The sequence below is a fragment of the Pseudoalteromonas sp. PS5 genome (assembly GCF_004103255.1).
Lineage (GTDB): Bacteria > Pseudomonadota > Gammaproteobacteria > Enterobacterales > Alteromonadaceae > Pseudoalteromonas > Pseudoalteromonas peptidolytica.
This window is the reverse complement of sequence record NZ_RCSQ01000058.1, coordinates 13561-36671: the sequence shown is the minus strand read 5'-3', so window position 1 is coordinate 36671 and position 23111 is coordinate 13561. Positions and strand designations below refer to the sequence as shown.

Below are 23111 nucleotides of genomic sequence, written 5' to 3'. Positions count from 1 at the left end.
GCTCAATTAAATGAGCAAATTTGGCGATTACAACACGTGCAAGCGGTGTTATCGCCAACAGTGGTTCGCCTAAAAGTAGACCACTTAATTAAGCAAATTGGTATAAAGTCGAAGCTTGTTTACGAGTTTGAGCTGTTGTGCGGGTATTACATCGCTCCTCGTATTACAACAGAACCATTTTAAACGTGTGGTAAATATCAATTAAGCGAATTGGTAGCACCCAAGTTTTGAATAAGGAGTGAGCTTACTTAGCGGTATTAAGCTCACATTAAATTTATGCCTCATTCAAACCGCAGGGTAAGCGCGTTTCACAATATAAGAGTGTCAAATGCAAATCTTAAAAAATTGCACTTTCTGTTTAATGTTCACGGCGATGTTTAGCTCATCTGTATATTCAGGTGAAAGTCATGATGATGATGACCACGCTGTGCATGAAAATGACAATCAAATCGTTCTCACCCAACAACAACTAGATTTTGCTGGAGTTAAAATCGAAACGCTACAATTGCAACACCATGAGCGACTTTATTTTGCGCCAGGTGAAGTGAAAGCTAATGGTTATACCAGCTATCTTGTTGCACCTCGAGTGGACTCTATTGTACTGGAGCGCCATACCACATTAGGTTCAATGGTCGAGGTTAATGAGCCTTTAATCACTTTGTTTTCCGAAGCGATGGCGCAAGCACAGTCACAGTATCTAATTGCGTCAACGCAGTGGGATAGAGTTAAACGCTTGAGTTCAACAGCCATTAGTGAGCGAGCACGTGTTCAAGCGAATGCTGACTTTAGTGCCGCTTATTCGAGGTTAATAGCACTGGGAGTCGAAGGCACTGCGATCGATGCAATTAAACATAAACCAGCAAGTGAGTTTGGGCACTATACCTTAGTTGCCCAGCGTGCAGGGATTGTGACTCAAGACTCATTCACTCAAGGGCAGCATGTTGCAGCAGGCAAAACCTTAATGGCGATCTCCGATGAAAACGAGTTATGGGTAGATGCGCAGATACAACCGAGTTCACAACTTAAATTAACGTCCGATATAAAAGCATGGGTTAATGTTGAAGGCAAGGATCACGAAGCTCAAGTTGTTCAAGAAGCCCACACACTAGATCCAATCACTCGAACTCGACGGGTACGCCTGTTGGTAAAAAACTCAGAACACAAACTGCATGCCGGTATGTTTGTTAATGTTTATTTCCGTATCCCTTCAACAGCACAAGCTATAGCTGTACCTGATGATGCGCTGAGTCGCAGCACTGATGGTGATTGGGTGGTCTATGTTGAAGCCTCGCCAGGTACGTTTTATCCCAAAGAAGTGCAACTGGGCGAACGTTTTGGTGAACAGGTTGAAATTATTGGATTAAGTCCAGGTCAACGTATTGCAATCAACGGTGCGTTTTTTATTGCATCAGAGCAGGCGAAGGCAGGCTTTGATCCACATAATCACTGAGGAAGCTTCATGATGTTAAATAGAATAATCGACTTGTCAGTAAATAACCGGCTACTCAGTGTGCTGTTCTTAATAGTGATTGTTGCGGTATCCGCTGTCAGTATTCCCAAACTTAATTTGGATGCGTTTCCTGATGTCACCAATGTACAGGTCGCGGTTAACACAGAAGCTCCTGGGCTTGCAGCAGAAGAAGTTGAACAATTGATCACATATCCAATTGAGGCAACTATGTATGCCCTGCCAGATGTGGAGCAAGTACGTTCTATTTCCAAAACAGGGTTATCTGGTGTAACAGTTGTATTTAAAGAAGGCACTGATATCTATTTTGCAAGGCAGCTGGTATTCGAACGATTAGAAGCTGCAAAAGCACTTATTCCCGATGGCGTTGGCACGCCTGAAATGGGTCCTAATACATCAGGACTTGGGCAAATATTTCAGTATATGCTTAGGACTAAAGAGGGAGCTGAGTATGATGCGATGGCGCTACGTAGCCTCAATGATTGGGTCGTAAAGCTATTAATAATGCCAATTGATGGTGTGACAGAGGTATTGTCATTTGGTGGTGATGTGCGTCAGTACCAAGTTCATATCGATCCAAATAAGCTGCTAGCTTATGCGCTATCTCAGCAGGATGTTATCAATGCGATAGAGCGTAATAACCAAAATGTTGGGGGCTGGTATCTGCAACATGGTCAAACACAGTTAGTGGTCAGGGGCACAGGTTGGTTTAAAAGTGGTGAGCGGGGAGTTGAAGAGATTGCTAATGCGCCAATCAAAACCATAGATGGCACTGTTGTAAAGGTGGCACAAGTCGCGACGGTTTCTGTCGGAGCTGAGATCCGCCAAGGTGCTGTAACGATGTCAAAGAAACGAGAGTCCGGCGAGGTAGAACAATTGGGTGAAATTGTTACCGGTATTGTACTTAAGAGAATGGGAGCTAACACCAAAGCCACGATAGATAGTATCCAAAGTCGTATTACACTGATAAATCAAGCATTACCGGAAGGGGTAATATTTGAGCCATTTTATGATCAATCAGATTTGATCAGTAAAGCCGTACACACTGTTGTGAAAGCGCTAATATTGGCTTTTGTTTTTATTGTCGTCGTACTGGCACTATTTCTTATGAATCTTCGAGCGACCTTTCTTGTACTTATATCTATCCCAACCTCTATTGCGATGGCACTTTTTGTAATGGCTTGGTATGGAGTGTCAGCTAACTTGATGTCGCTTGGGGGAATTGCAGTGGCAATTGGGATGTTAGTCGATGGCTCGGTTGTAATGGTAGAAAACATCTCTAGACGTATCATACAAAACGATCCCAAGGGCGATAACGCTATTATTCAAGTCGTAAAACTTGCCTCAAAGGAAGTTGCAAGGCCGATTTTTTTTGCTGCCAGTATTATTTTAGTTGTTTTTACGCCACTTTTTAGCTTTGAAGGGGTTGAGGCAAAGTTATTTCACCCTATGGCAATTAGTATCATTTTGGCGGTGGTGGCTGCGGTATTTGTTGCATTAGTGATTGTACCGGCTTTGGCTGTTTATGTTTTTAAATTTGGCGTCGAACAGAGAGAAAGTTATGTACTGACACGATTAGAAAAAGCATATCGCCTGAGCTTAAGCCGAGTAATGTACTGGCGAAAGTCGTTACTTATGGTTGTTCTATCACTCACGGCGATGGCGGGTTTCACATTTACTCAAATAGGCACTGAGTTTGTGCCTGAGCTAGAGGAGGGAACGATTAACCTTAGGGTTACCTTAGCCCCCTCTGCAAGCCTAGAGACTGCTCTTGACGTTGCACCTAAACTAGAAAGAATATTACTAACATTTCCTGAAGTAACTTATGCCTTAAGCCGGATTGGTCGCGCAGAGATTGGCGGCGACCCTGAACCTGTAAATAATATTGAGATTTATGTTGGACTACAACCTGTAGCACTGTGGCAAAGTGCACACAGCCGAGACGAGCTACAAACACTGATGGAAGAAAAGCTGCAAGCGCATCCCGGCTTACTTTTCAATTTCTCGCAGCCAATCGCCACTCGTGTAGATGAATTACTCTCAGGAGTAAAGGCACAGCTGGCCATAAAGCTGTTTGGCCCAGAGTTGGCAGTATTAGCAACAAAGGGCCAAGAAATAGAAGCCGTAGTGTCACAAGTTGAAGGCACACAGAGCGTGCAATTGGAACAGGTTACAGGGGAAGCGCAGCTAGTTGTTACACCTAAGCGCCAAGTTCTGTCCCGCTATGGACTGGCTGTGAGTGATGTAATGACCTTGGTACAAGATGGGATCGGGGGGAAGCAGGCTGGGCAAGTTATCAATGGCAATGAGCGCTATGACATATATGTGCGTTTAGCACCTGAGTATCGCCAAACTAAAGAGGCGATTGAACAGATACGTATACAATCAAGTTCCGGCGCTTGGATCCGGCTGTCTGATGTGGCGCATGTTGAGTACCAATCTGGTTCACCCCAAGTGAGGCGAGATGATGTTCAGCGTAGAGTGGTCATACAAGCCAATGTGCAAGGTCGAGATATGGGGAGCGTTGTAAACGATATTCGCAAAGCTATTGATAGTAAAGTTGATTTACCTAGCGGTTATGGGATTGAAATTGGTGGCCAGTTCGAAAACCAGCAACGTGCTCAGCAACGGCTAGCCTTAGTTATCCCTATGTCTTTATTATTGATCACATTGCTACTTTATTTAGCATTTGGCTCAATTGCACAGGCTCTGCTCATTTTAGTCAATGTGCCCCTCGCGGTGATTGGCGGGGTATTTTCGTTATACCTTTCAGGTCAGTACCTATCGGTGCCAAGTTCGGTCGGGTTTATTACTTTATTCGGTGTTGCGGTGCTCAATGGAGTGGTGATGGTTGATAGTATCAATGCACGTATCGCCAGAGGTGAAGCTATACATCATAGTGTATTTGAAGGTGCTACTTCTCGCTTACGACCCGTACTGATGACCGCTATTACCTCAGCTTTAGGGCTTATACCAATGTTGTTATCGTCCGGTGTTGGGGCGGAAATTCAAAGGCCACTTGCTAGTGTTATTGTTGGTGGATTATTCACGTCAACTTTATTGACGCTGTTTGTATTACCTGCGTTCTATCCTCTATTCTCCAAACGGAGCAATCATAAATAAATGAAGCGGGTGGTTCTCACCCGCATTCAAAGAGTGTCATTGATGACCATGTTATCAAAAAACCTCACCAGATCTTAACGATGGTCTTACTCAAAAGTTAGTACTACACCACTATACGGCGGAGCTTACCCGGGAATTATTCTCACTTCTTGAGTTATGTCAATGTAAATAAAAATGGTTTGCATTAGTGTTATTGTGATCATATAGTGTGCCTAAGCTCGGGTTAGCTTCTGGTAAAGCTTAAGGTTAAATAAGGGTTAAATATGAAAGATTCTATGGTTGGCGATGCGAACTACACAATCTCTGATACTTGCGAGTTTTCTGCTGTGTTGTCTCCTTGGCAAGCTAAAATAATGTCGGGTAATCAAGCATATAAAGCACAAACATTCTTGCGTGCCCGTGATGAATATCAGTCCGCATTGGTGCTGGCTACTCGGATTTTGGACGAGTTCTTATTGTACCAAAAAGATAATATCGTGATTGGTGCCATTGAGCACAGTTTGCCAGCAGTAGTGGTATCGGCGCATAATCTTGCAGACACATTCATTGCGCTTGAACAACCTAATCGTGCCTGTGCACAGCTCACTTCTGTTCATTTTAAAGTGCACGAAGTTTTTAGTCAGTTGGAGAGTGAAGTCGCGGCTATTGCCCTTCACCATTTGCATAAAACGCGTCAAGAACTCATACATTTTGCCAAACGCTACCCACACCTACCTGAGCTAATTCATCATATTAACGAAGCGATGCTGAATACGCATATACGAGGGCGCGCTTTACACTAAAACTTGGAGGTCGAATGGCTTTTACATTACCTAATTTACCTTATGCTTATGACGCGTTAGAACCACATATCGACGCAAAGACAATGGAGATCCATCATACTTTGCATCATCAAACATATATAAATAAAGCGAATGCGGCACTCGAGGGTACAAAATTTGCTGAGGATAGCACTGAAAGTCTGCTGCGAAACATAAAAGCCCTCCCAGAAAATCTGCAAAAAGCAGTACAAGAACACGTTGGAGGTCATGATAATCACAGTTTATTTTGGCAAATAATGACGCCTAATTTTCTCCCGTTAGGTGATGGTGCGCTGAAACAAGCGATAGAGCAGGAACTCGGTGGATATGAGCAATTTAAAACAGAGTTTACCAACGCCGCGGTGAGCCGCTTTGGTAGTGGGTGGGCATGGTTAGTGGTTGATGAAGATGGCAAGTTATTGATAACAAGTAGCCTTAATCAAGACAGTCCGTTTATGGCTCAACAAACACCTATCCTTGGCTTAGACGTGTGGGAGCACGCTTATTATCTTAAATATCAAAACCGCCGCCCAGAATATATCGCCGCTTTTTATCATGTTATAAACTGGTCAGAAGTAGAAAGAAGATATAACGAAGCCGTCGGTAAACTAGCCTAACTTTAAAAAATAGAGCAGCATTTTTAGCGCAGGAGTTAGTACTGGTCGTAACTCAATGCTAACCCCTGCTTTTGTACTTATTAATACCATAACTTATGTGATTGAGTGCCAAAAATGGCTAGTTTGCCACTTCCATAGCCAGTAGACTGATACAAAACGATGTATGAGCTACGGTCATGTATACACCAGAGGTTTGTTCTGAAGCCAGAAATAGCCGCGATGCTAGGTTTGATGGCTTATTTTTTGTTGCTGTTAAAAGCACCGGTATTTATTGTCGGCCAATTTGTCCAGCACCTGCTGCCAAAGAAAGTAATGTGGAATACTTTCAGTTTGCCCATAATGCTGCTCAAGCAGGTTTTAGGCCTTGTATTCGGTGCCGCCCCGATAGTGCGCCTGGAAGTTATGCGTGGCTTGGAACAGAAACGACAGCTGTCAGAGCTAAAAAGCTAATAGATGAGGGAGCTTTGTTGCGCAGTTCAACCTCATGTTTAGCAGAGCGACTAGGTATATCCGTCAGATACCTCAATAAGATATTTAGCCATTATTTCGGTACCAGCCCTAAACAATATGCCTTGTACAAGCAGTGTGACTTGGCTAAACAGCTGTTGCAACAAACCGACCTTCCTGTAACGCAAGTTGCTTTTGCCGCAGGGTTTAAGTCATTGAGGCGATTTAACGATGCGTTTCAGAAGTTATATCAGTTATCACCAAGCCGGTTTAGAAAGGGAACAAACCGCGACGCTTTGATCTCAATTTATTTATCTTACCGCCCTCCATATAATTGGCAAAGCATGCAGCAATTTTTGGCTAAACGAATTGTCCCAAATCTAGAATGGCTGAATGAACAAAGTTATGGTCGCACTGTCACTGTTCAGGGTATAACAGGGCGTTTTTACGCAACTATAGAACCACACAAACATCGTTTTAAAGTTGATGTTACCTTGTCTGATTTATCATTATTAGTGCCGATGATTGCACAGATCAGGCGAGTGCTAGACTTAGATGCAGATACACACTTTATCGAATCACATCTTCGCAAAGCAGCGCCTGATTTACGTTTACAAGAAGGGCTAAGATTACCTGGAATTTGGGATGAATTTGAAGCAGGGATCAGAGCCATTTTGGGTCAACAAATCAGTGTTCAGGCAGCAAAGAACCTATTGACCTTACTGGTGAGTGAACTGGGGGAGAAGACCGAAGATGGCATGCAATATTTTCCATCAGCGCAGGCGGTGTTTGATAGCGAATTAGTATTTTTTAATATGCCAGCAAGTCGTAAAGCTGCTATCCGCGCGTTTGCGCAGCAATATGTTGAACAACCACAAGTTGACATTGATAGTTGGCAAAATATAAAAGGGATTGGTCCGTGGACTGTGAATTATGCAAAAATGCGAGGATTGAGTCACCCTGATATTTATTTAGGCGGCGACTTAGGGGTAAAAAAAGCCCTAGAAAAGTCGCAGCAAGCAATAAATGTTGATAAATGTGCGCCGTTTCGTTCTTATTTAACTTTTCAACTTTGGCAACTATTATGATAGAAACTACATTGGCGTCACCTGTTGGCGAGTGGATAATTCAAGCATCCGATAAGGGGTTAAGTTATGTCGGTTTCTTCCCAAAAACGCGATACGAGTACGGGGAGAATCAACATTCAACCATGGCGAAGTGCCAGTTACGCGAGTACTTTGCAGGCAAGCGTAAGCAGTTTGATGTGTCTTTGGATGTAGCAGGTACAGACTTTCAAAAGCAGGTTTGGCATGTATTGGCGAAAGTTCCCTTTGGCGCGACTTACTCCTATGGTTGGATAGCCAAGCAATTAGCTAACCCCAACGCGGCAAGGGCGGTTGGTGCTGCAAATGGTAAAAATCCCATCAGTATTATTGTACCCTGTCATCGCATTATTGGCACAAATGGCAAACTGACAGGGTATGCAGGTGGAATAGAGGCTAAACGTTGGCTTTTACAACATGAAGGGGTTATCTGCGAAAAATAGCATATACTGTTAAACAAGGCGTATAGTTAGTTTGCAAAGTACACTTGGAGATACGGTTGAGATTTTTTTTAGTCCTCTGTTTTTTTGCTAGTATGTCTCTGATTGCTGCTACAGAGGTACGTTTTTGTTACGAGGATAAACATGCACCACCGTTTATACATGGAGCAGGGCAAGTAGTACCTGCTGAAAATCCGGGGGTGACGATAGAGATTGTAAAGCAACTAGACGCTCAGCTATCACCCATTCGCATTAATTATGTAAGAAAACCTTGGAGCCGTTGCTTACACGAGTTAGAGCAGGGCAAGGTAGATGCAGTGGTAGCGAGCTATCGTCAATCAAGAGATAAACACATGGCATATCCCAAGCGAGCAGATGGTAAAATTGACAACCGCTACGCTATAAATAAGATTGGTGTGTGTTTATTACAAAATATCGCTAACGACACCAAAATTACACTCCAAGACGCGGTTGAACTTGCTGTGCCAAGAGGATACGCAATTAAAGAGAGTATGCCAGCCAATTTTTCAGTATTCGAAACCGATTCCTTAGAAAATGCAATTACGTTAGTTGAAAATGATCTACTAGATGCGACAATAGGGTTGTGCCAGATCGGTAATATGCCGATTACGCTTTCACCTCCATTTAATCGTCTTAAGCCAGTGTTCCCGCCACTAGAGACCACCTTTGGCTTTATGGCTTTTTCTAAACAATTCTATCAGCTATATCCAGACGCCAGTTGGCTGTTGTGGCGTGAAAGTCAGCGGATTGATCTTGATAAAATGTACCAGCTGTACTTGGATGCCCAGTCTGAAGACTCAGATAAGCAATAGACCTTTGTTCGCTTAGTCAGTAAACTACCACGAATTTTTATCTACAAATAACCATTATGGCTCAGCTTTATTTTTATTACTCGGCAATGAATGCTGGTAAATCAACGACTTTACTACAATCGGCATTTAATTATAGAGAGCGGGGCATGCGCCCTTTTATTATCACGGCGGCCATAGATAACCGCGCAGGAGTCGGCAAGGTTGCTTCTCGTATTGGTTTAGAGGCCGAGGCACATGTTTTTGAAAACCATACCGATGTTAAAGCACTCCTCAGTGATGCCCATGGTAATAATAAAATTGACTGTGTTTTAGTAGATGAATGTCAGTTTTTGACTAAATCTCAGGTGGCTGAGCTTACAGATATCGTTGACGAGTTGCGTATCCCAGTGCTGTGTTATGGACTTAGGACCGACTTTCGCGGGGAGCTTTTTGAGGGCTCTCAATACTTACTCGCTTGGGCTGACAAGTTAATTGAACTCAAAACTATCTGTCATTGTGGTCGCAAAGCGAACCGTGTATTACGAACGGATGAACATGGAAAAGCGATTGCGGATGGCGATCAAGTCGTTATCGGTGGCAATGATAGGTATGTGTCGCTTTGTCGTAAACATTATAAAGAGGCATTAAGCAGTAATCATCAAGACTGACCGCTAAATTTCTCGTGATTGAGCCTCTTGAGGAGATAATAACAGCCCCCTCAAGAGGCTTTTTGGGTTAGATAAACCGCACAAAACAATTTCTGTTTTATCCGTATGATTTGGAAAAACACGTAGCTTGTACCATGCTTTAAAAAACGAAAGAGTGTGAGCACGATGGACAAGCAGCGGACGTTATCATTTTTAAGCCAGTCGGAACCGGCTAAACCTATATCTGCAAACCTAGTAAAACCTTGGGTTGTTTTGATAGTGGATGATGAGCCAGAAGTGCATCAAGTCACTCAACTTGTACTGTCTTCATACCGCTTCGAACAACAACCACTTGAGCTCGTTCACGCCTACAGTAAAAAAGAAGCGATAAACATACTTAACTCAAGAACAGATGTCGCACTTGTTCTACTTGACGTGATAATGGAAAGTGAAGAAGCGGGCTTGGAGTGTGTGCAATATATCCGAGAAGTATTAGGTTATCATCAAGTACGTATCGTACTCAGAACTGGTCAGCCCGCTGCCATACCTGAGCATGAGCTAATGTTACGCTATGATATTAATGATTATAAAAATAAAACTGATCTTACTAAATCCAGACTGTTTACGACATTAACCAGCTCACTGCGATCCTACCAAGATCTTCAACGTTTAGCGTTACTTACCGAAGAGTTAGCGGCATTAAATGAGGGCTTAGAAGACAAGGTAAAACAGCGAACACATGAAATAGAAGCCTCTAATAAAGCATTACGACAAGCATATGATCGGATAGCCAAGCAGCAACAAGCACTCGTTCAATCTGAAAAGCTAGCGTCAGTTGGTCAATTGGCTGCTGGCGTTGCCCACGAAATTAATAATCCATTAGCTTACCTCAAAAGTAATTTAGAGTTTGTACAAAGCACGTTAGTTAAACTTTATAAAGCTTGGCAGACGGTCGCTTCTCAATCTCAGCTTTGTAATCAAGTTCTCAATAATATAGAGACAGAGTACCAACTCAATTGGACACTAAGTGAAAGTGACGATGTAATAGCTGATATGCATTCAGGATTAGATAGGATCCAGTTAATTGTTAAAGAGTTGAGCATTTTTTTCGAGAGTAATCAGACTCAATTTCAATTAGTTGACTTTTATACGCAGATTTTAGACCCTGTAGTGATTAATTTAGAACTCGATGGCGTAAGTTTACAATTGATTGAGTTTGATAAAGGAGACGGATTTGAGCTATTTTGTGCTCCTGCGCTGTTAGAACACAGTTTATACTGTATTATTAGAAATGCCTTAGAGAGCTCTAGTAGGCTAAGTCAAACCATCAAAGTAAAAGTCAAACTTATTGATGAGCATATCCAATTTACAGTGTCTGACACTGGAGAAGGAATAGATACCGAGCTGATCCATAGAGTATTTGATCCCTTCTATACCACTAAATTATCTGACAAGCATGTTGGTTTAGGACTAACGGTTGCCTCAAGTATTATTAAGTCTCATAGTGGGCAGCTACACATTCAATCTCAGGTAGGCAAAGGCACTGATGTTACAATTACCATCCCTTTAGTTCAGCCAGCTTTGAACAGAAATACGTCTGACGGTAAATAGTTGTGCTTTCGTTAGCATACATAGCTACCTTGGGGGATCAATCGCATGGTTAATGCTGGTATTCACTCTAAACCACCCCGCGACTGAGTAACGCTTTTTGTTGGCCACGAGCACCTCGTGAGGAAATTCGTCACTTAGAAATGTGACCAACGTGCCGTAGCTGGGCGTTACCGTTGTCAAAATTTGCTCGTGCTTGTTAGGGTTATACACCACTAATTCGCCGCCATCTTTAGCTGACCAAGACTGGTTTAAATAAAGTACTGTCGTCAAAATTCGGTTTGCTTTACCTTTAAAAGCATCCACATGTTTTTTATAAAAAGCACCCGGAGGGTAGACAGCAAAGTGGCTTTCATAGCTAAAAAGTCCCATAAATAGGCGTCTATTTAGGTATGTTTTCAGCTCTGCCATATTGTCTAACCAAGCAGCTTCTAGCTCGTTGTTAGCATCGAGCCAATGTATTTTGTCTCTGCGAATTTTCTGGTTTTGTTCATGCTCGGTAAGGCGGCCAATACCTGCCGGCTTAAAATCTGAGCTCGTCAGTTCAGCGATCCTTATTTCTAATTTGGATAAAATCTCTGAACCGATAAAGTTGGGTAATATACTGATCCCAGTTGATTGTAAGTCTTGTGCTATTTTCTCGAATGGGAATGTTAAGTCTAAATCTAACAAAAGCCGCGTCCTTATATTCGCAAAGACGCCTTTTTACCTTGCTGTGGTGCTGCAATCCAGCAAGTTAATTTTACCTTGTCGACAAACAAATTTTGTTAATGATGTTTTTACTCGCAGCTTCTATTAAATCAAGTACTAGCTCAAAACCATGAGTACCTCCATAGTAAGGATCGGGTATCTCATGCTCATTTAGGTCACCAAATTCAAGAAAAAGCATTATTTTGTCTTCTAATCCACTTGGGCAAAGTGCGAGTAACTCTCGACGATTTGACTTATCTGCACATAGTATTAAATCGTAGTCTTCAAAATCACTGGGCTTTACTTGTTGTGCTGAAATCCCTGAGAAGTCATATCCTCGAGCCTCGCCAGCAATGACGCTACGGGGATCAGGTAAGCTCCCTTGGTGATAACCAATGGTGCCTGCGGATCCAATCTCAATGCTACAGTCTGTTTGTGCTAGTTGATGTCTTAGTACGGCCTCCATAGTTGGAGAGCGGCAGATGTTTCCCATACATACGACTAAAATATTTGAAATTGAGCTCACGCGTCTATCCTTTTTAACTTCACCTTGGCGAAAGTTTACCGATTTTTCGATAAGAGCAAAACAAAAAGCACCAATCACGGTGCTTTTTATGCCTAAATTATCCGAAGCTCAGGTGAAATTAATTGAGCGTTAAGACACGTGGATGTCTGTGCTATGAACTGGGCAAGTTTTCATGTGGGCCAAAGACTTCATAATAAATACGTGAAGGGCTTACGCCTGCTCTTAACAATTGAGCCTTAATTGCTGCCATAAAGGAAAGTGGCCCACACAAGTAAAACTCTCCATGTGCACAGGGTAACGATGCTGCGACTGCACTGATATCCATAAACCCAGGTAATGCGTTATGCTCTTTTGACTCCAACCAATTAGTTACAGAAAATTGTTTAATGCCTTTACCTAGCTCGTTAATTTCACCAAGAAATCCTAAGTCTTCGAACGTTTTGTTGGCATGTAAAAAGTATGCCTCAATGTCGGGCATTGTTTGACTATGGACTGCTAGCATACTAAGCATCGGTGTAATTCCCACACCAGCACTAATATAGATCTTTGGACGGTTTGTCTCTTTAGCAGTAAAATCTCCGGCTGGTGGCGTTAGTTTTACCGTATCTCCTGCTTTCAAAGTATGTAAATATTGGGAAACGAGACCATCTGATTTTACCGAAATTCTAAAATGTTTGCAGTTAGGTGCCGCTGACAGAGAGTATTGACGTATTTGTGAAGTTGTTTGAGCGCTTGCTGGCATAAATACTGAAACAAACTGTCCTGCTTTAAATTTAGGTATGGCCTTGCCATCACATGGGCTTAAATAAAAGCTCTTAATGTTTGGCGTGTGATTGACAACTTCATCAATATAAAAATCTCGTGTCCCCTGCCAACCGCCTACTTGCTGAAGCGCATGTTGGTAAAGCCCATGCTCAGCGGTGATAAATAGATCGGCTAAAAATTGGTATGCAGAGATCCAAGCCTGTTCTACCTCATGGGTAAATTGTTCTTTTAATTCTGTTTTAAGCGTATTTATTAAATGATGGCCAACGATGTTGTATTGCGCTGGCGATATTCCTAGGCTGACATGCTTATGGTTGATCCGTAAAATTGCATCATTAAGTAGATCAGGTTGATCAATATAAGTAGCGTAAGCGGCCAACGCTGAAAATAAAGCTAATGGTTGGCTACCTGAGGTTTGATGAGATTGATTGAATACGCCTCTCAGTTCGGGGTGCTCAGTGAACATGTTGTGGTAAAACTTCGCTGTGATTTCTGGGCCAACTTTTGCGAGTAACGGCGCGCTTTGCTTCACCAATCTAATCGTTTCATTTGTAAGCATGATTGTTTTGTCTCCAATGTAATGTGAGTAGCCTGAGCTTTGAATAATGAATGCCTTACCCAAACCTCAGGTGAAGTATTAACCCTGTCGCCCATCGAGGCGTTGTTTTAACAGAATTGGGCTAAAGGTGATAAGAAAAAGAAAAAAACCAAACACCCACATTAATGCACTGATCAGCCAAGCGTTGTGGGGGCTAGTAAAGTGAATGAGAAACGCGCGACTTATACCCGCAGCTACAATGCAGGTAAACGCAATCGTTGTGCTGAGATGAGTAGTTAAAGATCTACCGGTGTGTCCGAGGGTAACTCTAGCCATCATGCTTAAAATCATTAAGCTCATCCCGCTGATAGCGACAAGATGTAAGTGGTCACGCCAGAATGCTAAATGGTAGATGCGATTATAGGCACATAGCAACAGCCCAGCAGCGATTGCAAAGTAAGACACGTAGAGCGACCAGAGCAAGGGAACTTTGACCAGTCGTATATCAAACCAGTACACAGCTCTGACAAGGTGTAAACAACCTGATATCAAAAGGCAGCCATTCAAATAATGCGCATGAAGAAATGATGATTGTAGCGGTGAGATACATACGCACAGTATCGCCAGATAAAAAATGGCACGGTCTACCGTTCGGATAGCGGGTTTTTGATCTTTCTGTAGACCTCTGGCAATAAAAAATGGGATCACACGGCCGCTAACAACACCAATTAACAACATGTATGCTATCAAAGAAGATTGACTAAGTAGGCCTACTTGTAAGAAGTCACCATTATTAAGTGCGGTTAAAAATGCGATATTGCAGCATCCAATCACACCGACAGAAAATATAAAAACTCGATTGTTTTTTGACCTTGCTGTGATAATAACTGAGCTTAAGTTAGCCAGTAACAGCAGCCAAAATGTAGCTTGCAATAATAGCGTAAGGATAACGGAGCTTTGTGGAATAAAAAAACTCAATCTTGCAGCGAGCCAAATACCACAGAGAGACAGTAAGGCTGCGCCATTGAGTGTGGCTTTTTGTGTCCAGTTTTGAGCGGCCGTTAATAAAAAACCCGCAACGACAGCGCCTGCAAAGCCAAACAACATCTCATGAGCGTGCCAGTAAATGGCTGGATATTTATGGTGCCACTCTAGTTGACCGTTCAATATGAATATCCAGACTGAAATACTCAAAACGGCGCTTAGACCAGCGAGCATAAACAAGGGTCTGAAGCCAAGCATGAGTAATGGCCAAGTTGTTAACTTATGCCATCTGAATTGTATAGCGGTTGGATCTTGTGGCTGGAGCAGTGGCATTTATCTTACCTCCATACCCAAGTGATAAAGGCAAGCACAGCGTACAACGTAGGCAACTTTAATAATGGCTGCGAAAATAATCGTACTAATATGTGCAGTAATTTGCGAGTTCAGACTAAAGTGTTCGGCATTGATGTAACTAATTGGCAGCGATAGCAAAAACGCAATAAATGATATCAAGATGACAATATTGCTGTACTTTAAAAGATGGCTCATGTGGTGCACTCATTTAACAAGATAAGTATGAGTGGCTACAGCATGTATTAGGCCAACTTTTAAAACCATTATTATTCAACGTCTTATGTTTTTATTATTGTCATTTGAGTCATTTTGACCCACTATTGCTCTGTGTTAATAAAAACCATAAGAGTCATTTTGACATGAATGCTTTAGAACTCTCAAAATTGCTTGAGCTGAGTATGGCTTTATCGAAGCACGTAGTTGGTCAGGATAGTGCTGCACTCAAGCAATATTCAAAAACGCTGATCTTTTCATTGAATCAATGCGTCACCGCAGACGCCATAGCGGTTTTATCCGGCGATAAACAAGCGCTGACTATTCTAGCCAGTAATGGCTTGAGTGAAGATGCTATAGGGAGGCGCTTTTTACTAAAGCAGCAGCCGCGCCTCAACGCGATCGTTGCGGCAGACGGCATAGTCAGCTTTGCTCATGATAGCACTCACCCAGATCCTTATGATGGCTTACTATTGGCGCAAGAGAATAGGCTACCCGTACATGCTTGCATGGGGTTTAAGTTGATGTTACCCAATAATATATTGGTAGTGACGTTCGACAGTCTCAGACCAGAGAGTTTCCAATCATATTCAGATACCTATTTGAATATGCTGAGCAATATAGTGTTATATCAAACTCAACGTGTGCAAGAGTCGATTACGTTTTACAATCAAGCCCGTGCGCACACGACTATTCAACCTCCAAAGATGGAAAAAAAACACGCGTTGGTGGGTGAAAGTGTGAGCATGCAGACACTGAAAGCAGAAGTAGAGCTGGTGGCGAGCTCGGACTTCAATGTATTAATACAAGGTGATACGGGCACAGGAAAAGAGCTAGTCGCAAAACACGTACATCAGCTTTCTGCAAGGGCGGATAAGCCCTTTGTTCAAATTAACTGCGCGGCGTTACCTGATACGATTGCCGAAAGTGAACTTTTTGGTCATGTCAAAGGCGCATTTACAGGAGCAGATAAAGACCGTTTAGGTAAATTTTTGATGGCAGATGGCGGTACTTTGTTTTTAGATGAAGTGGGTGAGTTAAGCCTGTTACTCCAGAGCAAGCTACTGCGAGCTTTACAAAGTGGTGAAGTTCAAGCAGTTGGTGCTGACGAGATCCGCGTGGTAAATGTAAGGGTAGTAGCCGCGACTAATCGAGACTTACAACACGAAATTAAGCAAGGCAAGTTTAGGGCTGATTTATACCATCGACTCTGTGTTTATCCTTTACATGTGCCAACATTGACAGAGCGGCTAGACGATATACCGCTTTTGGTAGGCTTTTTCCTTGAGCAGTTGCGAGCGACGTTAAATGTAAAACAAGTTGTCATGGACAAATTAACGCTAACTAAACTGTTGCAACATGATTGGCCGGGAAATGTCAGGGAGCTAGAGCATTGTATTAGTCGCGCAGCACTCAAAGCCAAGCATCAGCAGTGGCAGGCAGACATCATAGAGATCCAGCAAATTGATATACCTATTAAGTCAACCTCCGAAATGCCTGCATCATTGATATCGGGTACTCCTCGTTCACAACACCAAGTCAGCATGAAATCTGCTGTCGAGGGGTTGCAAAAGCAGCTCATTATTGACGCGATGGAACAGAATCAGATGAACTGGTCAGCGGCAGCCCGTCAACTGGAGCTTGACAGAGCGAATTTAGTGAGACTTGCAAAACGTCTTGGGGTTGATTTGAAAAAGCAGTTTGGTTGACTATCTGCTGATTATTTCTAGCTATTCAGACGGAACTCTAAGCTTAATAAAAATTGTTATTAATACTCTTATAAGTTGTTTATTTTAAAAGAGTATATTAAGAAAATTGTTATTTTTATTTAATCTTGCCAAGAACAAATATTGAACTAGTGTTATAAAGCGTCAACTGACATTTTAGGGGGCCCTATGCAGGGTAACAAACAAGTTTTAACAGCGCTAAATCAAGTGCTGACGCTAGAATTAACATCGATTAACCAGTTTTTTTTTACATGCAAGAATGTACAAAAACTGGGGCTTAGAAGAGCTCAATGAAAAAGCATATAAAAAGTCTATCAAAGATATGAAGCAAGCGGATGATTTGATCGAACGCATTTTGTTCCTTGAAGGGTTACCAAATTTACAGCACCTAGAAAAGCTTCGGATCGGTGAACATTGCGAAGAAATGATGGCTTGCGATTTAGCTTTTGAACTTGACCAGCTACCAGTGCTGCGTGAAGCCATCGCGCTTTGTGAAAATGAGCAAGATTATGTTAGTAGGGAGCTACTTGAGGCAATTCTTGAATATGAAGAGGACTATGTTGATTGGCTCGAGACACAACATTTCTTAATTAAAAATACTGGCATCGAAAACTATCTGCAGTCGCAGATTGAGGGGTAAGTTATGCAAGGTAATTTAACTATCATTGACTTGCTTAACAAGCAGCTAACATTAGAGCTTTCTTCGATGGATCAGTATCTTGCCCATTCAAAAATGTATGAGGATTGGGGACTGGATAAGTTACACCAAAAGTTAGCTCATGAATACGAGGAAGAGTTGGATCACGCAAAGCGTATTACTGAAAGAATTTTATTTCTTGAAGGGACGCCAGATACTGCATCCCGAGCTCCTATTCATATTGGAAGTGACGTCAAAGAGATGTTAGAGAATGACCTAGCCGCTGAGGTTTTGGTCAAAGATCATCTCAAAAAAGTTATCGCGGTATGTGAGCAAGAGCAAGATTATGTTACTAGAGTAATGCTAGAAAGTCTCTTAGATGACACCGAAATGGATCATATATATTGGCTTGAACAGCACATTAATTTGATAAAACTTATCGGCTTACCCAATTACATTCAGAGCCAGTTATCTAAAAGTTCTGAATGATCCCAGCCACCGCATCAAAAATTTGATGCGGTTTTCTGCCTTGGAGCTAAGGCTAATCGTAGTTTTTTAGCGTTTACTGCGTTGAATTGGGCTTGATAAGAAGATGATTTAACATGACTTTCAACGCAAAGAGTGAACTCCCCTCTATTGTTCAACTCAGGTTACTCACAAAATTACCATATCACGACTCCGCTGCTGTACAGCACGTCAATAGTCATTATGTGAGAGTAGATTTTATCACTATGATTATAATAAAAATAAGCAATCAAAATGATTTGAACTAAGATTTAAATATGTATTAGGTAAGAAGCGCTTTGATGAAGAAATTAATCCTGTTTTTTTACTTTGTAAGCTCAATGTGTATTGCTACAAATGGTGAAAAAGTGCTGCGCATTTATCATGATGCTGATTACTCTAACCTCAGTGAGTCAGCACAAGCGATAAGAATGGGCTTTTTAACTGCGCTTGATGCCGTTGATTATCAAATTCAGGGTTATCGCATCGAGCTGTTCGAGAAAGATCATCGAGGAAATAGCAACAGAAGCCTTTTGCATTTTAAACAGTTTTTAAAAGATAAACAGGCATTGCTTATGCTGGGGGGAGTGCATTCTCCTCCTTATATTAAATTCAGAGACTTCATTAACCAAAACGAAGTACTATTACTGGTTCCCTGGGCTGCGGGAGGGCCTATTACACGCTATCCCAGTGAACAAAATTGGGTTTTCAGGTTGTCAGTCGATGACACAAAAGCAGGAAAAGTTCTGATTAACTATGCCAAGGATAACAATTGTACAGCCCCGCATTTGTTGCTAGAAGACACCGCTTGGGGTCGCTCCAATTACGATACGCTTCTGGAAGAGTTTAAAAGACGCAAGCCTAACAATGCGTTGCCTGTTTCATGGTTTAATTGGTCAACCAAAGAAAATGAAGCGCGTATCATCATCAGGAATATTATTGAAAGTGATCCGCAATGTGTAATTTTTGTAGGTAATGCGATAGAGGGGGGCGAGTTTGTTAAAGCGATGGCCAGTATCGATAAAGCATTAAGGTTGCCTATCGTAAGTCATTGGGGGATCACCGCGGGGAGCTTTTTTGATATCGCGGGAGAGTTGCTTGCCTCTGATGTATCTCTAGCGGTATTACAAAGCTGTTTTTCTTTTGAAAACAAACCTCTCACCACTTATGCTAAACAGGTATTTAATCGTGCAAGCGCTCTTTTTCCAAAAGCCTTTGCTCAAGATGGATATGTAAAAGCAACGCCTGGCTTTGCTCATGGCTATGATCTTGGCAAACTATTGATAGCAGCTGCTAAGCAAGTCACCCTAACGGATTCTATGGCTGATAACCGCAAGCAGCTGAAACGGGCATTTGAAAGTCTAGATATACCTATACAAGGTTTGGTTAAATCTTATCGGCAACCATTTACTCGTTGGAGTGAACAAAATGATTCGGCACACGAAGCGCTGACGGAAAATGATCTTTGTATGGGCCAATATCAGAGCGATGGTAGTATCAAATTGCTCCTAAGCGATCTGGAGCGGCATTGAATAGTAGTAAATTTGCTTTAACGAGCAACCGAGCATTCTATGCTTTTTTGAGTCTGACTGTACTGGTGTCACTCTTGCTAAGTGCGTCATTCATGAGCTTACGGGCAAACGTAATAGTCGAAGACCTTGTTCGAGAGACTAATGAAACACAAGCTCACTTGGCGGTAAATAATCTTACGCAATATCTAGAGAGTCGAAAGCAGGTATTAACAGATCTGTCGTCAAATCCAATTATAGTTAACGGCGCAATGGGCACTGGATTATCCGGAGCTAAGCTACAAGACTTTTTACGTAATTTCCAAATTATTGGTAAAGAAGAAAAATTAATGGTGATTAATGTATTGGGAGAAGTTGTATACGCCAATTTTAATTATCATGAGGTGCTAGATCAACAACCTCAATGGCTCGAAAAAATCATCAACGCAGATATCGGAAGCGCAATTGATTTGACCGCCGTCCAAAATCAACACTACTTTACTATTGCTGTGCCCATCTACTACAACGGATTTGCTGAAGGGGCGCTGATTGGAGAGTTTTCAACAAGTCTTGAAACCTTGTTATCAGTGTCAATGGATAATGAGTTTCATAGCATTTCATTGCAAGGTCGTTGGGTTGACTTTTCTGATGTAAAAAATCTCGATGATTTTTTTAGTATTCGTACTCTGGCAATCGGAAGTACGGGGCTTCAGCTTGATTATAGGTTAAGCAAGCAACTTGTCACAAACGAAGTGAAAGGGTTTGTCTGGGATCTTATAGGCGCTATTGCGTTTGGCCTGCTTTTGGCATTCGCTTTGCTATTTATTTTTGGTAAGCAGTTGCTACTCAATCCATTTAAAAAACTCGAAGAATCAAAACAAACACTACAACGAAGTGAAGAAAGGTTTAAGCTCGCGATTATAGGAAGTGATGATGGACTTTGGGATTGGGACTTAGAACGTGAACTTGTATTTTACTCAGATAGATTTAAATCTTTGCTGGGGTTTTCGGTGGATACGCAAGGGTTATTCCGAGCACACATCTCAAGCTTATTTGACCGCGTACATCCAGAAGACCTAGTTAACCTTGAGAATTCGATTAAATATCACATGACAGAAGAGGAGCCTTTTGGCGTAGAGTGCCGCATCAAAACGAGACAAAATAACTATCGTTACTATTGGCTCAAAGGAGCCGCAGCGTTAAAAAATGGGCATGCAAAACGCATTGTTGGCTCTCTTTCTGACATTACCCAACAAAAGCTTCATCAAGAGGCACTAAAAAAAGCAAAAGAGCAGAATGATTTACTAGCACAAGCAATTGAGTGTGCAAACGTTGGGATAACGATAGCAGATGCCAGCAAGTCTGAATTACCCATCGTGTTTATCAACGAAACATTTAAACAGATCACGGGATATGGTGACGAGGTGTTGGGGGAAAACTGTCGCTTTCTTCAAGGTAAAAATACGCAACAAGATGCGGTTAAAAAGATAAGGAACGCTATCCAAAAACGAGAACTTATAAAAGTAGATTTGATTAACTACACTAAATCGGGTCAGCAGTTTTGGAATAGTCTTCAGATTTCACCGGTATTTAATGACCAAAAGGAATTAACCGCGTTCGTAGGTATTCAACAAAATATTTCCGCAGCGGTTGCAGCAAAGAAAGAGCTAGAGCAAGCGAAGCTGCAAGCGGAACAAGCAGCACAAGCCAAGAGCGAATTCTTAGCGTCGATGAGCCACGAGATCAGAACGCCAATGAATGGGGTGATCGGTATGCTCAGCCTTTTGGAGGATGAAGCCTTAACCGATGCGCAATTACACAAAGTTGGCTTAGCTATGGGTAGTGCTAAGTCGTTGTTAAATCTTATCAATGATATTTTAGATTTTTCTAAAATTGAAGCTGGGAAGCTAGATCTTGAGTGGTTAGACTTTGACGTCAGAGCACTGCTTGGAGAGTTAGTTGAGTCCGTAGCCTTACAAGCACAGAAGAAGGGACTAGAGTTAATTCTAGACACAACCTCCTTAGAGAAGCCCTTGGTAAAAGGAGATCCAAGCCGGTTGAGACAAATTATCACTAATTTGGTAAGCAACGCCATTAAGTTTACTGAAAAAGGCGAAATTGTAATTCGAGCTTGGTTTTCAGAAATAGAATCACAACTTGTTTTTTATTGTGCGGTGGAGGATACCGGAATAGGGATCCCATCAGATAAAGTAGACAGACTTTTTACAAAGTTCTCTCAGGTGGATGCATCTACAACTAGAAAGTATGGTGGAACAGGGCTTGGGTTGGCCATTGTTAAACAGTTATGTGAATTAATGGGCGGGGATATTGAAATTGATAGCACATACAAGCCTGGAAGCCGTTTTGTTTTTTTTGTGCGACTCACTCCTAGCGATAATACGCTCTTTGAGGCTCCTTTAGTTAATCTAGAAGGCGTTAAAATATTGCTAGTAGATGATAACTTGTCGACTTTAGAGGCACTTGAATCTCAACTAAAACATTGGGGCGCGAATGTTTACAAGGCAAGCTCTGGAATACAAGCATTATCACTATGCGAAGCTGAATATCAAAAAGATAGGCATGCTTTTGATATAGCGTTACTTGATATGATGCTAAGAGGAATGTCTGGTGAACAGTTAGGTGCAGCACTAAAGGCTGATAAGCGCTTCCAAGCCATAAAACTTATTATGATGACCCAAATGGGTGCGAAAGGTGATGGTCAGTTTTATGCTGGGCAGGGGTATTCTGGTTATTTTCCGAAACCCGCCACAACAAAAGATTTATTTGATGCGTTAACGATAGTCGCCGAAGATGGGGAAGCTTTGGCGAACGCGAGACCTCTGGTTACTAGTCATTATCTAAAACTTGTGAGGCAAGGACAAGAATTAAAGGTCGAGTGGCCAACGCCATGTCGGCTCCTCCTTGTTGAAGATAACAAAGTTAATCAAGTAGTTGCTTTGAGTATGTTAAAAAAACTCGGAATAGAGCATATCACAGTGGCAGAAAATGGCTTGTTAGCTATTGAACATTTGAAAAGTCACCAAAAGCAATGTCAATTTGAGTTAGTTTTAATGGATTGTCAAATGCCAGAAATGGATGGCTACAGAGCAACTGAGTTGATCCGTGAAGGAGAAGCGGGAGATATTTACAGGGATATTAAAGTGATAGCGATGACCGCGAACGCAATGTCGGGAGACCGAGAAAAGTGCCTAAACTCTGGAATGAATGACTACCTTAGTAAGCCAATCTCTGAGGAGTCACTCAGTGCAAAGCTGCAATATTGGCTGTATGGTAGCGCGAGTGTGGCCAATGATGATAGTGGGGGAGGAGCATAAAACAGAGGCACACTTTATACCAATTTGACTTAATACTTGCGCAATTTTAAGGAGTAACTCTGACGCTAACAGTGTTAAAAATTTCTTATTTAGAACAATTAAATAGCAAAATTTTGCCTTGCCTATTTGGATGTAGTTACCTCAGCGAAAGCAGGACTCGGTAGCGGAGTTATCGACAAAGTTTTCTCGCCTCAAAATGGAACACTTAATTAAGAAAATTGGTATTACAATCTTGGCAGTCTTACTGTTTCATGTTAGTTTTGCT

19 protein-coding genes and 1 pseudogene are annotated in these 23111 nt (G+C 41.9%); 15 read left to right on the top strand and 5 right to left on the bottom strand.

The features are described from left to right. The 10 genes from D9603_RS21955 to D9603_RS08360 all read left to right on the top strand — a co-directional run. Positions 1-183: hypothetical protein (locus D9603_RS21955; RefSeq protein WP_206644494.1), on the top strand; the 183-nt coding region annotated here is incomplete at its 5' end. A 145-nt stretch (positions 184-328) separates the two neighbouring features. Further along, complete coding sequence (locus tag D9603_RS08400; RefSeq protein ID WP_128730959.1) at positions 329-1450, top strand: efflux RND transporter periplasmic adaptor subunit; 1122 nt, start codon at positions 329-331, stop codon at positions 1448-1450. Positions 1451-1462: 12 nt separating this feature from the next. Beyond that, positions 1463-4591, top strand: a complete 3129-nt coding sequence (locus D9603_RS08395; protein WP_128730962.1) for a CusA/CzcA family heavy metal efflux RND transporter — start codon at positions 1463-1465, stop codon at positions 4589-4591. A 263-nt stretch (positions 4592-4854) separates the two neighbouring features. After that, positions 4855-5373 carry a hypothetical protein gene (locus D9603_RS08390; protein WP_128730958.1) on the top strand — a complete coding sequence of 173 codons (519 nt, stop codon included), beginning with the start codon at positions 4855-4857 and terminating at the stop codon, positions 5371-5373. A 14-nt stretch (positions 5374-5387) separates the two neighbouring features. Then, positions 5388-6008 carry a superoxide dismutase gene (locus tag D9603_RS08385; RefSeq protein ID WP_128730957.1) on the top strand — a complete coding sequence of 207 codons (621 nt, stop codon included), beginning with the start codon at positions 5388-5390 and terminating at the stop codon, positions 6006-6008. A 176-nt stretch (positions 6009-6184) separates the two neighbouring features. After that, positions 6185-7543 (top strand): AlkA N-terminal domain-containing protein, encoded by a 1359-nt coding sequence (locus D9603_RS08380; RefSeq protein WP_128730956.1) that lies wholly within the window; start codon positions 6185-6187, stop codon positions 7541-7543. After that, entirely contained in the window at positions 7540-8001 is a 462-nt protein-coding gene (locus tag D9603_RS08375) for a methylated-DNA--[protein]-cysteine S-methyltransferase (protein ID WP_128730955.1), read from the top strand. Before D9603_RS08380 ends, D9603_RS08375 begins: the two co-directional genes overlap by 4 nt. A 56-nt stretch (positions 8002-8057) precedes the next feature. Continuing rightward, on the top strand, positions 8058-8831 hold the full coding sequence (locus D9603_RS08370) for a transporter substrate-binding domain-containing protein (RefSeq protein WP_241651623.1): 774 nt from the start codon (positions 8058-8060) through the stop codon (positions 8829-8831). Positions 8832-8887: 56 nt separating this feature from the next. Beyond that, complete coding sequence (locus D9603_RS08365; RefSeq protein WP_128730954.1) at positions 8888-9478, top strand: thymidine kinase; 591 nt, start codon at positions 8888-8890, stop codon at positions 9476-9478. Positions 9479-9643: 165 nt separating this feature from the next. Beyond that, a complete protein-coding gene (locus D9603_RS08360; RefSeq protein ID WP_128730953.1) occupies positions 9644-11068 on the top strand; it encodes an ATP-binding protein in 1425 nt (474 codons plus the stop codon). A gap of 24 nt (positions 11069-11092) precedes the next feature. Here the strand turns inward: D9603_RS08360 and D9603_RS08355 are convergent, their stop codons facing one another. The 5 genes from D9603_RS08355 to D9603_RS08335 form a co-directional block, all read right to left on the bottom strand. Then, positions 11093-11737: a 2OG-Fe(II) oxygenase gene (locus tag D9603_RS08355; protein WP_128730952.1), complete on the bottom strand. Its 645-nt coding sequence runs from the start codon at positions 11735-11737 to the stop codon at positions 11093-11095. 70 nt (positions 11738-11807) lie between these two features. Next, on the bottom strand, positions 11808-12281 hold the full coding sequence (locus D9603_RS08350) for a low molecular weight protein-tyrosine-phosphatase (protein WP_128730951.1): 474 nt from the start codon (positions 12279-12281) through the stop codon (positions 11808-11810). A 151-nt stretch (positions 12282-12432) separates the two neighbouring features. Next, on the bottom strand, positions 12433-13605 hold the full coding sequence (hmpA, locus tag D9603_RS08345; protein ID WP_128730950.1) for an NO-inducible flavohemoprotein: 1173 nt from the start codon (positions 13603-13605) through the stop codon (positions 12433-12435). 78 nt (positions 13606-13683) lie between these two features. Further along, positions 13684-14901, bottom strand: a complete 1218-nt coding sequence (locus D9603_RS08340) for an NnrS family protein (RefSeq protein ID WP_128730949.1) — start codon at positions 14899-14901, stop codon at positions 13684-13686. After that, on the bottom strand, positions 14902-15117 hold the full coding sequence (locus tag D9603_RS08335; RefSeq protein ID WP_128730948.1) for a hypothetical protein: 216 nt from the start codon (positions 15115-15117) through the stop codon (positions 14902-14904). Positions 15118-15281: 164 nt separating this feature from the next. Between D9603_RS08335 and norR the strand changes: the two genes are divergently transcribed. The 5 genes and pseudogenes from norR (at position 15282) to D9603_RS08310 (ending at position 22846) form a co-directional block, all read left to right on the top strand. After that, positions 15282-16844, top strand: a complete 1563-nt coding sequence (gene norR, locus D9603_RS08330) for a nitric oxide reductase transcriptional regulator NorR (protein ID WP_128730947.1) — start codon at positions 15282-15284, stop codon at positions 16842-16844. A gap of 186 nt (positions 16845-17030) precedes the next feature. After that, positions 17031-17502: pseudogene (gene bfr / locus D9603_RS08325) on the top strand (bacterioferritin). Positions 17503-17505: 3 nt separating this feature from the next. After that, positions 17506-17988: a bacterioferritin gene (gene bfr / locus D9603_RS08320; RefSeq protein ID WP_128730946.1), complete on the top strand. Its 483-nt coding sequence runs from the start codon at positions 17506-17508 to the stop codon at positions 17986-17988. A gap of 317 nt (positions 17989-18305) precedes the next feature. After that, a complete protein-coding gene (locus tag D9603_RS08315) occupies positions 18306-19535 on the top strand; it encodes an ABC transporter substrate-binding protein (RefSeq protein ID WP_128730945.1) in 1230 nt (409 codons plus the stop codon). Beyond that, a complete protein-coding gene (locus D9603_RS08310; protein WP_241651622.1) occupies positions 19532-22846 on the top strand; it encodes a hybrid sensor histidine kinase/response regulator in 3315 nt (1104 codons plus the stop codon). The genes D9603_RS08315 and D9603_RS08310 overlap by 4 nt, the downstream gene beginning before the upstream one ends. Positions 22847-23111: the final 265 nt, after the last annotated feature.